At 58.9% G+C, this 15745-nt stretch carries 12 protein-coding genes and 1 pseudogene; 4 read left to right on the plus strand and 9 right to left on the minus strand.

The window, feature by feature from the left end:
* The first annotated feature begins 13 nt into the window (after positions 1-13).
* Positions 14-1111 (plus strand): type 1 fimbrial protein, encoded by a 1098-nt coding sequence (locus tag ABLU73_RS14955; RefSeq protein ID WP_004206347.1) that lies wholly within the window; start codon positions 14-16, stop codon positions 1109-1111.
* 52 nt (positions 1112-1163) lie between these two features.
* Here ABLU73_RS14955 and actP read toward each other — a convergent pair whose 3' ends face one another.
* From actP to acs, 3 genes are all read right to left on the minus strand, one after another.
* Complete coding sequence (gene actP / locus ABLU73_RS14960; protein ID WP_032429245.1) at positions 1164-2816, minus strand: cation/acetate symporter ActP; 1653 nt, start codon at positions 2814-2816, stop codon at positions 1164-1166.
* A complete protein-coding gene (locus ABLU73_RS14965) occupies positions 2816-3127 on the minus strand; it encodes a DUF485 domain-containing protein (protein ID WP_004206350.1) in 312 nt (103 codons plus the stop codon). Before ABLU73_RS14965 ends, actP begins: the two co-directional genes overlap by 1 nt.
* A 184-nt stretch (positions 3128-3311) precedes the next feature.
* Positions 3312-5270, minus strand: coding sequence for an acetate--CoA ligase (acs, locus tag ABLU73_RS14970; protein WP_004206352.1), 1959 nt, complete (start codon positions 5268-5270; stop codon positions 3312-3314).
* A gap of 100 nt (positions 5271-5370) precedes the next feature.
* On the opposite strand from acs, the pseudogene ABLU73_RS14975 reads away from it, so the two are divergent.
* Both ABLU73_RS14975 and gltP read left to right on the plus strand, forming a co-directional pair.
* Positions 5371-5571 (plus strand): annotated as a pseudogene (locus ABLU73_RS14975) (hypothetical protein).
* A gap of 111 nt (positions 5572-5682) precedes the next feature.
* Positions 5683-6996 carry a glutamate/aspartate:proton symporter GltP gene (gene gltP, locus ABLU73_RS14980; RefSeq protein ID WP_004206354.1) on the plus strand — a complete coding sequence of 438 codons (1314 nt, stop codon included), beginning with the start codon at positions 5683-5685 and terminating at the stop codon, positions 6994-6996.
* 34 nt (positions 6997-7030) lie between these two features.
* Here gltP and ABLU73_RS14985 read toward each other — a convergent pair whose 3' ends face one another.
* Positions 7031-7717, minus strand: coding sequence for a tetratricopeptide repeat protein (locus ABLU73_RS14985; protein ID WP_004206356.1), 687 nt, complete (start codon positions 7715-7717; stop codon positions 7031-7033).
* A gap of 204 nt (positions 7718-7921) precedes the next feature.
* Positions 7922-10069 (minus strand): formate dehydrogenase subunit alpha, encoded by a 2148-nt coding sequence (fdhF, locus tag ABLU73_RS14990; RefSeq protein WP_077598907.1) that lies wholly within the window; start codon positions 10067-10069, stop codon positions 7922-7924.
* Positions 10070-10341: 272 nt separating this feature from the next.
* Here fdhF and ABLU73_RS14995 point away from each other — a divergent pair, with 272 nt between their 5' ends.
* Entirely contained in the window at positions 10342-11070 is a 729-nt protein-coding gene (locus ABLU73_RS14995; RefSeq protein ID WP_004206359.1) for a response regulator transcription factor, read from the plus strand.
* Positions 11071-11120: 50 nt separating this feature from the next.
* On the opposite strand, the gene ABLU73_RS15000 is transcribed toward ABLU73_RS14995, so the two are convergent.
* From ABLU73_RS15000 to ABLU73_RS15015, 4 genes are all read right to left on the minus strand, one after another.
* On the minus strand, positions 11121-12128 hold the full coding sequence (locus tag ABLU73_RS15000) for a carbohydrate kinase family protein (protein WP_017900095.1): 1008 nt from the start codon (positions 12126-12128) through the stop codon (positions 11121-11123).
* A gap of 74 nt (positions 12129-12202) precedes the next feature.
* Positions 12203-13144, minus strand: coding sequence for an ABC transporter substrate-binding protein (locus ABLU73_RS15005; protein ID WP_004206362.1), 942 nt, complete (start codon positions 13142-13144; stop codon positions 12203-12205).
* A 30-nt stretch (positions 13145-13174) separates the two neighbouring features.
* Complete coding sequence (locus tag ABLU73_RS15010; protein ID WP_004206363.1) at positions 13175-14173, minus strand: ribose ABC transporter permease; 999 nt, start codon at positions 14171-14173, stop codon at positions 13175-13177.
* Positions 14170-15690: a sugar ABC transporter ATP-binding protein gene (locus tag ABLU73_RS15015; RefSeq protein WP_264924109.1), complete on the minus strand. Its 1521-nt coding sequence runs from the start codon at positions 15688-15690 to the stop codon at positions 14170-14172. The genes ABLU73_RS15010 and ABLU73_RS15015 overlap by 4 nt, the downstream gene beginning before the upstream one ends.
* Positions 15691-15745: the final 55 nt, after the last annotated feature.

A 15745-nucleotide genomic window follows, 5' to 3' on the forward strand; every position in this document is an offset into this window, starting at 1 on the left:
GACAGGGAAGTTTATGAAAAAGCTTATTTTATTTTTCATTGTGGTGCTGATCCCCTCCTACAGCTGGGCGTTATGTGAGGGGAAAAATTATGGCGATATCTCGATGACTAACCTGCCGGAAAAAATACTGATCAACGCCGGAAATTATACCGCGGGTACGGTGCTGTACGATTCCGGGAAAATGAATCACGCGCAAACGTTTATGCTCAATTGCCAGGGGCAAATTTACGCGGTGTTTGCCTGGTCTTCGAGCAATGCCGGGGCGTTGGTCGGCGATAACATCTATACCACCTCGGTGCAGGGGATCGGGATACGCGTTAAAGTGTGGCTTAATATCAGTGGTGAATATGAGAACGATACAAATGATTTCACTCCCGACTCGCAGGTGCATTATATCGGCGATGCCAACTTTAAACTCGGTGAGCCTAATGGCTTTTTAGATTACTTCGCTTCCACACATTACACCCCGGCGTATCAGCTGCAGCTGGTAGCGACTGGCGGCGCGATTGCCAGCAATAGTACATTATCCTTTAACGACCCGGTGGCGACGGTATCGGCAAAGGATAAGTCAGGCTCGGTAGCGATTTCCCAACTGCATATCAGCGGAACCACCAGCATCCAGATGATCCCGATGGGGTGCGATGTCAGTAGCAATAATCTTAGTTTTGCCATGGGCAGCATCAATACCGGCGAGTTTAATAGCGCGACGAAGGTAGGATCAGCGCGGCAGTCCATGAATCTCTTTTGCGAGCCGGGAACCAATGTTTCGATGCGGGTGGTGGCGGCGGAAGCGAGTGGGAATAATCCTGATAACACCGTAATGGCCTTAACGGCAGAAGAGAATGTTGCCACCGGGGTGGGGGTCCAGTTGAATCTGGATGGCGAAGCGCTGCCGCTGAATACCGACATCAGCCTCTATACCTCGAGCCGTACGACGGTAACGAACGACGGCGCAGATGCCAGCTATAGCTATTTCACCCATCCCGACAGTCCTGGCGGGGCAGCCGCTCAGCAGTCGCTCGCTTTTTCCACAAACTATTATAAGACGGGAAATATAGTGACAGCAGGTTCAGCAAACGCAGCAGGGGTGATCACCTTCACCTACAACTGACGGGGGCAGAATAAGCCCCTTCCCCGGACGATGCCGGGGAAGGGGGAGAAAATTAATGCGCCTGGCCGCGTTCGATACCAATCCCGGTTTGTGAACGGATAAACTGGGCGCGGAACTGCTCGCGCTCGCGCATCCCTTCCGGTGAGTTATCGGTCGCGGAGAAGAGCCAGATGCCGATAAAGGCGATCGCGATGGAGAACAGCGCTGGGTATTCATACGGGAACAGCGCTTTCTCATGACCGAGGATCTGCACCCAAATGGTCGGGCCGAGGATCATCAGAATCACCGCCGTCAGCAGACCCAGCCAGCCGCCGATCATCGCCCCGCGGGTGGTCAGCTTCGACCAGTACATCGACAGCAGGATAATCGGGAAGTTACAGCTGGCGGCAATAGAGAACGCCAGGCCGACCATGAAAGCGATATTCTGATTTTCGAACAGGATGCCCAGCAGAATGGCCACCACGCCGAGGATCAGCACCGTAATTTTGGAGACCTTCAGCTCCTGACGCTCGGTCGCCCCTTTACGGAAGACGTTGGCGTACAGGTCGTGCGACACCGCCGAGGCGCCCGCCAGCGTCAAGCCAGCGACCACCGCCAGAATAGTGGCGAAGGCGACCGCAGAGATAAAGCCGAGGAACAGGTTGCCGCCCACCGCATCCGCCAGATGCACCGCCGCCATATTATTGCCGCCGATAAGCTGCCCGGCCGCGTCTTTGAACACTGGGTTCGCGCCGACCAGCATGATGGCACCGAAGCCGATGATAAAGGTCAGAATATAGAAGTAGCCCATAAAACCGGTGGCGTAGAACACGCTTTTACGCGCTTCTTTAGCGTCGCTTACGGTGAAGAAACGCATCAGGATATGCGGCAGGCCGGCGGTACCAAACATCAGTCCTAGGCCAAGGGAGAGCGCGGATATCGGATCTTTCACCAGCCCACCCGGGCTCATAATCGCCGCGCCTTTCGGGTGGACGGCCATCGCTTCGGTAAACAGATTATTGAAGCTGAAGCCGACGTGCTTCATCACCATAAAGGCCATAAAGCTGGCGCCGAACAGCAGCAGAACCGCTTTGATAATCTGCACCCAGGTGGTCGCCAGCATGCCGCCGAACAGAACATAGAGCACCATCAGAACGCCCACCAGCACCACCGCAACGTGATAGTTAAGACCGAACAGCAGCTGGATCAGCTTGCCGGCGCCGACCATCTGGGCGATCAGATAGAGGGCCACCACCACCAGCGAGCCGCAGGCGGAGAGGGTGCGGATCGGTCCCTGTTTGAGACGATAGGACGCCACGTCGGCAAAGGTATAGCGGCCGAGGTTGCGCAGACGTTCGGCAATCAGAAACAGGATAATCGGCCAGCCGACAAGGAAGCCCAGCGAGTAGATCAGACCGTCGTAACCGGAGGTATACACCAGCGCGGAGATACCAAGGAACGACGCTGCCGACATAAAGTCGCCGGCAATCGCCAGCCCGTTCTGGAAACCGGTGATATTGCCGCCGGCGGTGTAGTAATCGCTGCGCGAACGCACCCGTTTTGACGCCCAGTAAGTGATGTACAGGGTCAGGGCGACGAAAATCAGGAACATGACAATCGCCTGCCAGTTGGTCGGCTGGCGCTGTACCGCGCCGGTAATGGCGTCTGCGGCCTGAACGCCGAGGGGCAGCAGCGTGGCGGCGAGCGCCGTCAGGACTCTCTTGATCATGCTTTTACCTCGTTGAGAACGCTCTTGGTCAAACGGTCAAATTCACCGTTGGCCCGCCAGACATAAATACCGGTGAGAACAAACGAAATGACGATCACCCCGATGCCCAGCGGGATCCCGCGGGTTACGCTGGTCCCGGCGTGCAGCGGCGTGCCGAGCCAGCCTGGCGCGAAGGCGATAAGCAGAATAAAGCCCACATAGATCACTAACATAATCACTGACAGAATGGCGGCAAACCGTTGCCGTGATGCTACCAGCTCCCTGAAATGCGCACTATTTTCTATCCGCTGACAAAGTTGTTCATTCATCTTAGCGTCTCCAGAGGTCTCCCTTTCGTCATCCACGCAGCGGACGCTGGCGACAGCAACCCCTCCGGCGTTAAAGGCCGGGATACGGTTCGCTGACGGCGTTCCTGCGAGTGAAATCCTGGGGGAGGGACTTATTTTTATCCTCTCCCCGGTGGGGGAGAGGGTGTAGGGAATCGGTCCTTACTTAAGAAGGCATGGTAATGGCCTGCTTCTCTTCGAGCAGTTTTTCCACTACGCCAGGATCGGCGAGAGTCGAGGTATCGCCGAGGTTGCTGGTGTCGCCCGCGGCGATCTTGCGCAGAATGCGGCGCATGATTTTGCCCGAGCGGGTTTTTGGCAACGAATCGGTCCAGTGCAGAACATCCGGCGTCGCCAGCGGGCCAATCTCTTTACGCACCCAGTTACGTACTTCCGCATACAGCTCCGGCGTCGGTTCTTCACCGTGATTGAGCGTCACGTAGGCGTAGATAGCCTGGCCCTTGATGTTGTGCGGAATACCGACCACTGCCGCTTCGGCGATTTTCGGGTGCGACACCAGCGCCGATTCGATCTCGGCAGTACCCAGACGGTGGCCGGAGACGTTCAGTACGTCATCCACGCGGCCGGTGATCCAGTAATAGCCATCTTCATCTCGGCGCGCGCCGTCGCCGCTAAAGTACATATTTTTGAAGGTGGAGAAGTAGGTTTGCTCAAAGCGCTCATGATCCCCGAACAGGGTACGCGCCTGGCCGGGCCAGGAGTCGGCGATGGCAAGATTGCCCTCGGTGGCGCCATCCAGCGGCAGCCCTTCGTTATCCACCAGCACCGGCTGAACGCCGAAGAACGGGCGGGTAGCGGAGCCAGCCTTCAGCTCAATCGCCCCCGGCAGCGGGGTGATCATAAAGCCGCCGGTTTCGGTCTGCCACCAGGTGTCCATCACCGGGCACTTCTCGTTACCGATCTTCTTCCAGTACCACTCCCAGGCTTCCGGGTTAATGGGTTCGCCGACCGAGCCGAGAATGCGCAGCGAGGAGCGGTCTGTGCCTTCGATAGCCTTGTCGCCTTCCGCCATCAGGGCACGGATCGCCGTCGGAGCGGTATACAGAATGCTGACCTTATGCTTATCGACGACCTGGCACATACGCGCCGGGGTTGGCCAGTTCGGCACCCCTTCGAACATCAGAGTGGTGGCGCCGCAGGCCAGCGGGCCGTACAGCAGATAGCTGTGGCCGGTGACCCAGCCGACATCGGCGGTGCACCAGTAAATATCGCCCGGGTGGTAATCGAAAACGTATTTAAAGGTGGTGGCCGCGTAGACCAGATAGCCGCCGGTGGTGTGCAACACCCCTTTCGGTTTACCGGTGGAGCCAGAGGTATAGAGGATGAACAGCGGATCTTCGGCGTTCATCTCGACGGGGCGGTGTTCGGCGCTGGCGTTCGCCATCAGATCGCTCCACCACAGATCGCGGCCTTCCTGCCAGTCGATTTTACCGCCGGTACGTTTCAGGACCACGACGTGTTCAATGCTGTTTACGTTCGGGTTTTTCAGCGCGTCATCGACGTTTTTCTTCAGCGGGATGGCGCGACCGGCGCGCAGCCCTTCATCCGCGGTGATCACCAGGCGCGAGCTGGAGTCGATAATGCGTCCGGCCACTGCCTCCGGCGAGAAGCCACCGAAAATCACCGAGTGGATGGCGCCGATGCGGGCGCAGGCCAGCATCGCCACCGCGGCTTCCGGCACCATCGGCATATAGATGGCGACCACGTCGCCTTTTTTAATCCCGAGGCCGAGCAGCACATTGGCGAAGCGGCACACGTCCGCATGCAGTTCACGGTAGGTGATGTGCTTGCTCTGGCTGGCGTCGTCGCCTTCCCAGATGATGGCGGTTTGATCGCCGCGCTCGGCGAGGTGGCGGTCGAGGCAGTTGGCGGCGAGGTTCAGGGTGCCGTCTTCATACCATTTGATGGAAATGTTACCTGGCGCGAAGGAGGTATTCTTCACGCGGGTGTAGGGGCGCATCCAGTCAAGGATTTTCCCCTGCTCGCCCCAGAATGTATCAGGGTCGGTTATGGATTGTTGATACTGCGCCTTGTACTGATCCGGGTTAATCAGGCAACGTTCCGCAATGTTAGCGGGAATAGGGTGTTTGTGTATTTGGCTCATGGCTTTTTTTCTCCTTTGAACTTGTTAAATATATGTCAAACAAACGTTAAGAGTAGGGGTTTTGACAGCTTTGTTTGTTAATTGGGGGGCAGATCACGCAATGATTCAACTGAGTGAAATTTCGTCAAATGAAACTTTGAAGTGAAATAATTACGCAAATGAATTTATAGAAATGGATGATGTGAAATATTTTTTATTACAAATACTTATGCAAGGTAACTGGGGGAAATTCGCTGCTTTATGCAGAAAAGCAGAGGAAAGCCCTGTTCTTAAAGGCTTGCGCAGCATGCCGTGCAAATGATACTGATATTGCGCGTTAAATAACCCCACAAAGCAACGCAACACAATTCATACCCCCTGCAGTGGGTACCATGACGAAAAGGAATGGTGCCTTTCATTGAGGAAGTCAGTAGTGAAGAAAACAAAAAAAGTCAGTCTGGCCTGGCAAATTTTGCTAGCCCTGGTGCTGGGTATCCTTCTGGGCAGTTATCTGCATTACCACGCCGAAAGTCGCGATTGGTTGATTAGCAATTTGCTGACACCGGCGGGCGATATCTTTATCCATCTGATTAAAATGATCGTGGTCCCGATTGTTATTTCGACCCTGGTGGTCGGGATTGCCGGCGTGGGCGATGCCAAACAGTTAGGCCGGATCGGCGCCAAAACGATTATCTATTTCGAAGTGATCACCACGGTGGCGATCGTGCTGGGTATCACCCTGGCCAACGTCTTTCAGCCGGGAACGGGCATTGATATGTCGCAGCTGGCGGCGGTTGATATTTCGAAATACCAGAATACCACCGCTGAGGTGCAGAGCCATGCGCATGGCCTGATGGGCACCATCCTGTCGCTGGTGCCAACCAACATCGTGGCGTCGATGGCGAAAGGCGATATGCTGCCGATTATTTTCTTCTCGGTGCTGTTTGGTCTGGGGCTCTCCTCGCTGCCGGCGACGCACCGTGAACCGCTGGTGACGGTCTTCCGCTCCATCTCCGAAACCATGTTCAAAGTCACCCATATGGTGATGCGCTATGCGCCGATCGGGGTGTTCGCCCTGATTTCAGTGACCGTCGCCACCTTCGGGTTCGCCTCGCTGTGGCCGTTGGCCAAGCTGGTGCTGCTGGTTTACTTCGCGATCCTGTTTTTCGCGCTGGTGGTGCTGGGGATTGTCGCCCGCCTGTGCGGCCTGAGCATCTGGATCCTGATCCGCATCCTAAAAGATGAGCTGATTCTGGCTTACTCCACCGCCAGCTCCGAGAGTGTGCTGCCGCGAATTATCGAGAAAATGGAAGCCTATGGCGCGCCGGCGTCGATCACCAGCTTCGTGGTGCCGACCGGCTACTCCTTTAACCTCGATGGCTCAACGCTGTATCAGAGCATTGCGGCGATCTTTATCGCCCAGCTCTACGGCATCGACCTCTCCATCTGGCAGGAGATCACCCTGGTGCTGACCCTGATGGTGACCTCGAAGGGGATCGCTGGCGTGCCGGGCGTCTCCTTTGTCGTGCTGCTGGCCACCCTGGGCAGCGTCGGGATCCCGCTGGAAGGTCTCGCCTTTATCGCCGGCGTTGACCGTATCCTCGACATGGCGCGTACCGCGCTGAACGTGGTGGGCAATGCGCTGGCGGTGCTGGTTATCGCCAAGTGGGAGCATAAGTTCGACCGTAAAAAAGCGCTGGCGTATGAACGCGAAGTGCTGGGCAAGTTTGATAAAACCGCCCAATAAAACACAAAGCCCGGCGCGAGTGCCGGGCTTTTTCTTATCCTTTACTGATCCTGTCAAACTCTTCGCAGCCGGTATCAAATCCCTCAAGACAGCTAACGTTCAGCCAGTGCAGCGCCTTCTGCTTATTCGGTTCGATAAAGCCTTTCTCCCCCTGCTGGAACATCATCCCAGCCCAGTATTCGGCATAGCCGGTCCGCGAGAGCGCTGAGCTGCCTTTGAAGTATTCGCTCGCTTTCACATCATCTTCCGGGCCGTGCACACCGCTGGCGTAGATCAGCCCGAGCAGCATCTGGGCGTCTACCGCCGCATCGCTTTCGCTGTCCTGGGCGGCATCCTGCAGGAGCGTGATGGCGTGCGCCACGTCGGTGGGACCGGCCTGACGGTTCACCAGCACCCGCGCGAGGACGATTTCCCCGGATTTACTGCCGGCCTTAACGGCTTTTTCCGCCAGCTGGCGGGCCTGCGGATAGTCCGCCTGCTGCGGATTGCGAATTTTGAGCTGCGCCAGCAGGGCCAGCGCGTCACCATCGCCTTGCGCCGCTGCTTTCTGGGCCCAGAATTCGGCTTTCTGATAATCGCCGGAGCTGACCCAGGTATCCGCAAGGTAATATTGCGCGCGACGATCGCCGGCTTCCGCCTGCTGTTGATACTGACTGCCGGGTTCGGTGGCCACCGCTGCGCCGCTGGTGAAAACCAGTAAAAATAAAAAGAGGTATTTCATTTGTATTTATTATCAGCAAGGAACATAGCGCGCAGTATAAAGGGAGGCGAAAAAGAAGAAAATGGCGGGAATTAGCGGGGTGAATACCCGGATAGCGGCGCGTAGCGCCTTATCCGGGCTACGGTTCGGTATTCGGTTGGTAGCCCCGGTAAGCGTAAGCGCCACCGGGGAGGGTTCCCGGATATCGGGTATGGCCGTCGAACCTTAACCCATCGCGCTTTCGCGCAGGCGGGATTTCAGCTTGTTGTACTCGTCGATCACGTACTGTTCCGCCGCGCGCTGATCGGCAATCCGCTCAACGTTGACCGCGCAGTACTTGTACTCCGGCGTTTTGGTTATTGGGCTCAGGTTCTCCGACACCAGCTCGTTACAGGCGCCAATCCACCACTGGTAGGTCATATACACCGCGCCTTTATTCGGCCGGTCGCTGACCTGCGCGCGGGTGATGATCCGACCCTTGCGCGAATTCACCCACACCAGCGCTTCATCCTCAATGCCTAACCGTTCGGCGTCGGCGGTGTTGATTTGCGCATAGCCAGGCTCATCCGCCAGCGCCGCCAGCGCCGCGCAGTTACCGGTCATTGAACGGCACGAGTAGTGGCCGACTTCGCGCACCGTCGACAGCACCATCGGGTACTCGTCGGTGAGCTTATCGATCGGCGCGACCCAGTCGCAGGTGAAGAACTGCGCCAGCCCGTTCGGGGTATCGAACTTCTCTTTAAACAGATACGACGTCCCCTGATCGGCGTCGGACTCATCGCGGCACGGCCACATCACATAGCCGAGCTCACCCATTTTCTCGTAGGTGGCGCCGTAGAAGTCCGGGCACAAATGCCGCAACTCGTCCCAGATCTCCTGGGTGTTGTTGTAGTGCATCGGATAACCCATCCGGGTAGCGATTTCGCTGATGATCTGCCAGTCGGTTTTCAGATCCCACTTCGGCTCCACGGCTTTAAAGAAGCGCTGGAAGCCGCGGTCCGCTGCGGTGTACACGCCTTCGTGCTCGCCCCACGACGTGGACGGCAGGATGACGTCGGCCGCGGAGGCGGTTTTGGTCATGAAAATGTCCTGGACGATCACCAGTTCCAGATCGTCGAACGCTTTGCGCACCGCTGACAGTTCAGCATCGGTCTGCAGCGGATCTTCACCCATAATGTACGCCGCCCGCACTTCACCGTGCGCCGCGCGGTGCGGCAGCTCGCTGATGCGATAGCCGGTATGCGCCGGCAGGCTGTCGACGCCCCAGGCTTTGGCGAACTTCTCGCGGTTTTCCGGGAACTTAACGTACTGGTAGCCTGGATAGGTATCCGGCAGCGCACCCATATCGCAGGCGCCCTGGACGTTGTTCTGGCCACGCACCGGGTTGACGCCGACGCTCGGTTTGCCGAGGTTGCCGGTGAGGATCGCCAGGCTGGTCAGGGAACGCACGGTCTCCACGCCCTGGTAGAACTGGGTAACGCCCATGCCCCACAGAATGGCGGCGGATTTGGCGCTGGCGTACATCCGGGCGCAGGCGCGGATCTCCTGGGCGCTGACCCCGGTGATCTCCTCCACCGACTCCGGCGTGTAGCCTTCAACGATTTTGCGATACTCCTCGAAGCCTTCGGAACGGCTGGCGACGAAGGATTTATCGTACAGATCCTCTTCAATAATCACGTGGCCAATCGCGTTGAGCAGCGCGATATTCGAGCCGTTCTTCAGCGCAATGTGCATATCGGCGATGCGCGCGGTTTCAATTTTGCGCGGGTCGCAGACGATAATTTTCGCCCCGTTGCGTTTAGCGTTAATGACGTGATTCGCCACGATAGGGTGGGAATCCGCTGGGTTGTAGCCGAAGATAAACACCAGATCGGTGTTATCAATCTCTGTGATGGCATTACTCATGGCGCCGTTACCGACCGACTGGTGCAGACCTGCAACCGAAGGGCCGTGTCAGACGCGAGCGCAGCAGTCGACGTTATTGGTACCAATAACGGCGCGCGCGAATTTTTGCATCACATAGTTGGTTTCATTACCGGTGCCGCGGGAGGAGCCGGTGGTTTGGATCGCATCCGGGCCATATTTGGCTTTAATGGCGCTGAGGCGAGTGGCGACGTAATCCAGCGCCTCATCCCAGGAGACAGCTTCCAGCTTGCCGCCGCGTTGACGACGGATCATGGGGGTTTTCAGGCGCGGCGTCAGGATCTGGGTATCGTTAATAAAGTCCCAGCCATAATAGCCTTTCAGGCACAGGGTTCCCTGGTTGGTTTTCCCCTGCGCCGCTTCAGCCCGAACGATTTTGCCGTTATCGACCACCAGATTGATTTTGCAACCTGATGCGCAATACGGGCAAACCGTGACGACTTTTTTCATCGGTCTTGCTCCAGTTATTCAATGGGCGCGTTTGCGCTATCGCGCCGTCACTATGCATCTTCTATGCCATATTTTCATTGTGGGTATTCCTTGATGATACGCGGCTTTTTTGGGCGAAATGCTGACGAAAAACAGCCTGTCGACAGATTTGACGTGTCGATACCCTGGAGATGTGACGGCGCTTGAAAAAATGTCACCGGGAGAGGAATTTGTCGGCGCAGCCTTGCAGAATCGATCAGACTGACACTAACTCCCCGCGGGCAGAGGCAAAGATGAAACCGGTCATTTTAGTGGTCGATGACGACATAGCGATGGGCGAGCTGCTCAGAGATGTGCTCGGCGCGCACGCGTTTGAGGTGCTGGTCTGCCAGACCGGCGGCGACGCGCTGGCGACGGTGGCGCAGCGGGCGGACATCGCGCTGGTTTTGCTGGATATGATCCTGCCGGATACCAATGGCCTGCAGGTGCTTCAGCAGCTGCAGCGCACCCGGCCGGAGCTGCCGGTGGTGATGCTCTCCGGCCTGGGCAGTGAGTCCGATGTGGTGGTGGGCCTGGAGATGGGCGCCGATGATTACATCGCCAAACCGTTCAGTTCGCGGGTGGTGGTCGCCCGGGTGAAGGCGGTGCTGCGGCGCAGCGGGGCGCTGGCCAGCGAGGCGCCGGGCGTCGCCGCCGGCCTGACGTTCAACGGCTGGCGGCTGGATACCACCCGCTGTGAGCTGTATAACCCGCAGCAGCAGGCGATCCCGCTGACCCAGGGAGAATACGGTTTGCTGCTGGCGCTGGCGCAGAACGCCCGCCGGGTACTGAACCGCGAACAGTTGCTGGCGCTGACCCATACCGAAAGCACCGAGGTGTTCGACCGCACCATCGATGTGCTGATCATGCGCCTGCGGCGCAAAATCGAGCTGAACCCGCATCAGCCGACGCTGATTAAAACGCTGCGCGGCCTGGGCTATGTCTTTTCCGCCGACGTGACCCACAGCGAGAAGGCGGCATAGGGCGGGAAGCTGTCTAACCGGCCTGGCCATTGCTGGGGGAGTCAACCCTTCTAATTATTTTGCAACTGAATAAACGTCTGTAGCTCAGTGAGCGTTTTGGCGCCGTCGATCGCATTGGCAGCCTGCAGGCTGGCGCGGGCGCAGGCGTGGGCCAGCTGCAGACTGTCGGTTAACGGCCAGCGTTCGTGGCTGCCGTACAGCAGGCCGGCGCAGAAGGCATCCCCGGCGCCGACGCTGCCGACAATCTCCTCCGGCGGCAGCCGCCATGACGGCACCCAGCGCCCGGCTTCGGTACGTGAGACGCCCCATGCCCCCTCCGGGCAGTGGATCACCACCCGTTGGCGCACGCCGGCGTCAAGCAATGCGCTGGCGGCGCTGGCGATATTGGCGACGTGCGGCTCGCCGTTGGGTAGCCGAATCTCCAGCCCGCTAAACTCGCTGGCTTCCAGTTCATTGATGGTCAGGTAGTCAAGATGCGCCAGCGCCGGCAGGACCAGCGGGCGGTAGCGCGGGTCGCCCTTGCGCGACACCAGATCGAGGGAAACCTCATAGCCTCGCTCGCGCATCTGCGCCAGCAGTCGCGCGCTGCGGGTGCCGTACACTTCGTCGGGGCGATCGAGACTCTCAAGCAGCAGCAGATAGCCGAGATGGAAAATTTTCAGCGGCGCATCCAGCGGCTCAAAGGCCGGAAGGTCAAGCAGGCGGTTGGCGCCGGGGGAGTGAAAAAAGGTACGCTGACCGTCAGCGTCGGTCATCACCTGAGTCATCGAGGTGGGGGCAGAGCTGGTGCGCTGCACGAGCTGGCGATTGATATGGTACTGATCGAGCATGGCGGTAATGTAGTCGCCATCGTTATCCTCGCCAATCAGGCCGACCGCCTGCAGCGGCAGGCCGGCGTGCATTTTGGCCAGGGTCAGCAGGACGTTCAGCGGCGCGCCGCCGGTGGCGCGTTCGCTATGCATAATCTCCACCAGCCAGCCGCGCTCCGGCCACTGTCTGATCTGGTGGACATGATCGACCAGCATGTTGCCTGCGGCAATAATGCCTTTACGTTCCATGATCGCTACTCCGCGCCGTCATACTTGTTAAGCGTAGCGCACAATCGGCGGAACGATCGTGCGCCCGGTTGCGCTTATTTCACGGTCCAGCCTTTGTAAGAGCTGACGTTGTTTTTGTCGATCATGGTCACCGGGATCAGCACCGGCGCGGTTGGGGCCGGTTTGCCCTGCAGGATGTTGTAGCCAATTTCCACCGCCTTCGCCGCCATCACCTGGGGATCCTGCGCCGGCGTTGCGACAAACAAGGAGTTCTTACGCTTCAGTGCCTCTTCGCCGTCCGGGCTGCCGTCGACGCCGACGATGAAGAACTCGCTGCGCTGCGCCTGTTTCGCTGCCAGATCGGCGCCAATCGCTGTCGGATCGTTGATCGCGAACACGCCGTCAATCTTCGGATTGGCCGCCAGCAGGGAGGTCATCACCTCCAGTCCGCCTTCCCGGCTGCCTTTGGCGTTCTGGTTGGAGGACAGAATTTTTATATCCGGGTGTTTTTTGAACTCCGTTTCGCAGCCTTCGACGCGGTTTTGTACGGCGGAGACCGGCGGCCCGTTGATGATCACCACGTTGCCTTTGTTGTTCAGACGATCGCTAATGTATTTACAGGCCAGCTCGCCCGCCTGGGTGTTATCGGAGGTGATGGTGGCGTCGGCCCCTTCGGCGGCAACGTCAACCGCCACCACCACGATCCCGGCCTCTTTGGCCCGTTTCACCGCCGGGCCAATGCCTTTCGAATCGGCGGCGTTGAGGATAATCATATCGACTTTGGCGGCGATAAAGTTATCGATCTGCGCCACCTGCTGGCCCAGATCGTAGCCGCTGGAGACCAGCGTCACTTTGACGTTATCCCCCGCCAGCTTGCGGGCCTCCAGCTCCGCGCCCTTGGTGATCTGCACAAAGAACGGGTTGGCAAGGTCGCCCACCGTCACGCCAATCGCTTTCAGCTCTTTGGCCGACGCAAAAGGGGAGGCGGCCAGCAGCGCGCCAGCACACAGCGCGGTGACTATCGGTTTTAAACGCATTCGCTTTTCCTCGCAGGTAAGATGGTGTTGTTATGCACTTTGATGATGTCGGGTACGGTATTTGTCGATCAGCACCGCAATGATGATCACCGCCCCTTTGATCACCAGTTGCCAGAAGTAGGAGACCCCCATCAGGGTCATACCGTTATTGAGGGTGGCGATAATCAGCGCCCCCACCAGCGTACCGGTGATGGTGCCGATCCCGCCGACGAAGCTGGTGCCGCCAAGAATGACCGCGGCGATGGCGTCCAGCTCGTAGCCGACCCCGAGGTTACCGTTGGCGCTGTACAGCCGGGAGGCGCTCATCACTCCGCCAAGGCCGGAGAGCAGGCCGCTCATGCCATAGACAAACAACAGCACCAGCCAGACTTTAATGCCGGTCAGCCGCGCCGCCTGCATGTTGCCGCCCACCGCGTAGATATGCACCCCAAGGGTGGTTCGGCGCAGGATAAACCAGCACACCGCGATAACCGCCAGGGCGATGACCACCAGCCACGGCACCGGGCCGAGGTAGTCATTGCCGATCCACTCGAAGCTGATATCGGAGTTGATCACCGTGGTGCCGTCGGCCAGCAGATAGGCGGCGCCGCGCAGCGCCGTATAGGTGCCGAGAGTGACAATAAACGGCGGTAGCCCGGCGAAGGCCACCAGCGCGCCGTTGAACAGGCCGAGCAGCAGGCCGAGCATCAGCGCCGCCGGAATCGACAGCAACGCCAGCTCCGGGATCAGCGAGACCACCATTGCCGCCACCGCGGTGGTGCCGAGAATGGAGCCGACGGAAAGGTCAATGCCGCCGGTGAGGATGATGAAGGTCATTCCCGCCGCCAGCACAATGTTGATCGAGGCCTGGCGGGTGATATTCAGCAGATTGCTTTCCGTGAAGAAGTTGGGGGCGATAAAGCCGAAGACGGCGACGATCAGGATGAGGATCGGCAGAATGCCGACGGTCTGCATCAGGTCGCCCATCAGCATTTTTTTCGCCGAAGCGGATTTCGCGACCGGCGCGGAGGTCTCTTTCGGTATGCTCATCGTTGCCCTGCCTTAAGGTGAGAATCGTTCACGCCGGTGGCCAGCGTCATGATCTGTTCCTGGCTGATATCGCCGGACTGCAGCTCGCCGGCGATAGTCCCTTCGCGCATCACATAGACCCGGTCGCTCATGCCCACCACTTCGGGCAGTTCGCTGGAGATCATCAGAATGGCGACGCCCTGGCGCGCCATGTCGTTCATGATGCGGTAAATCTCGCTTTTCGCGCCGACGTCGACGCCGCGGGTGGGTTCATCAAGGATCAGAATGCGCGGGCCAATCGCCACCCAGCGTGAAATCAATAATTTCTGCTGGTTGCCGCCGGACAGCCCGCCGGCGCGCACCTGGGCGTGCGGTACGCGGATGTTCAGCAGCTGGATGGCATCATCGGAGATGGTTTGCGCCTTCCGGCGGTTGAGCATTCCCCAGGTCGCGTCGCGCTCCAGCGTCGCCATGGTGATGTTTTCCTGGGCCGCCAGTTCGAGAAACAGGCCCTGCTCTTTGCGGTTTTCGGTCAGAAAGCCGATGCCATGGTCGATGGCTTCGCGCGGCGAGTGGATCACCACCGGCTCGCCGTCGATCTCGATCACCCCGCCGGTGGCTTTGCGCACGCCAAAGATCAGCTGCGCCAGTTCGGAGCGTCCGGCGCCGACCAGCCCGGCGAGGCCGACGATTTCGCCGGCATGCACCACCAGGCTGCTGGGCTTAACCTTACCGCCATCGGTCAGATCCTCGACCCGCAGGCGCGGCTGGCCGCGGGGAATATCGCGCTCTTTATTGAACAGATCGCTGAGCGGACGGCCGACCATCATGCGCACCAGCTCCGGTGCGTTGAGCTTGTCGCGCACCAGGCTGCCGACATACTGCCCGTCGCGCAGGACGCTGACCCGGTCGGAGAGCTCATACACTTCCGCCATGCGGTGGCTGATATAGATAATCGCCATCCCCTCATCGCGCAGGCGCAGGATGAGGTCGAACAGGCGCTGGGTTTCCCGCGAGGAGAGGGCGGCGGTGGGTTCATCCATCACCAGAATGCGGCTTTGACGGTGCAGAGCGCGGGCGATCTCCACTTGCTGCTGCTCGGCGATGGTCAGGGTCATCACCCGGTCGCTGGCCCTGAACTGGGCGCCGAGACGGTCGATCACCGCCTGCGCCTGGCTGAGCATGGCTTTGCGCTGCACCAGGCCACCACGTGCCAGCTCGCTGCCGAGGAAAATGTTTTCCGCGACGGTCAGGTTCGGCGCCAGCTGCATCTCCTGGTAGATCAACGTGATCCCGGCGGCCAGCGCGTCCTTGGGGCCGCGGATCGTTTGCGGTTTTCCGTCGATCAGGATCTCGCCGCTGGTGGCGGTATAGGCGCCGGCGAGGATCTTCATCAGCGTGCTTTTTCCGGCGCCGTTCTCCCCCATCAGGGCGTGGATCTCGCCGGGCCAGACCGTCAGGTCGACGCCCTTTAGCGCGTAGAATTTGCCAAAAGCTTTGGCGATATGGCGCATTTCCAGTACCGGGGTGGCGGTCATCACGGCGCTCCTGTCTGCGAGAACAATAGCAGCAGTCCACCACCGGAAAATAAAT

Source organism: Klebsiella sp. GG_Kp175, from assembly GCF_040062325.1.
Lineage (GTDB): Bacteria > Pseudomonadota > Gammaproteobacteria > Enterobacterales > Enterobacteriaceae > Klebsiella > Klebsiella quasipneumoniae.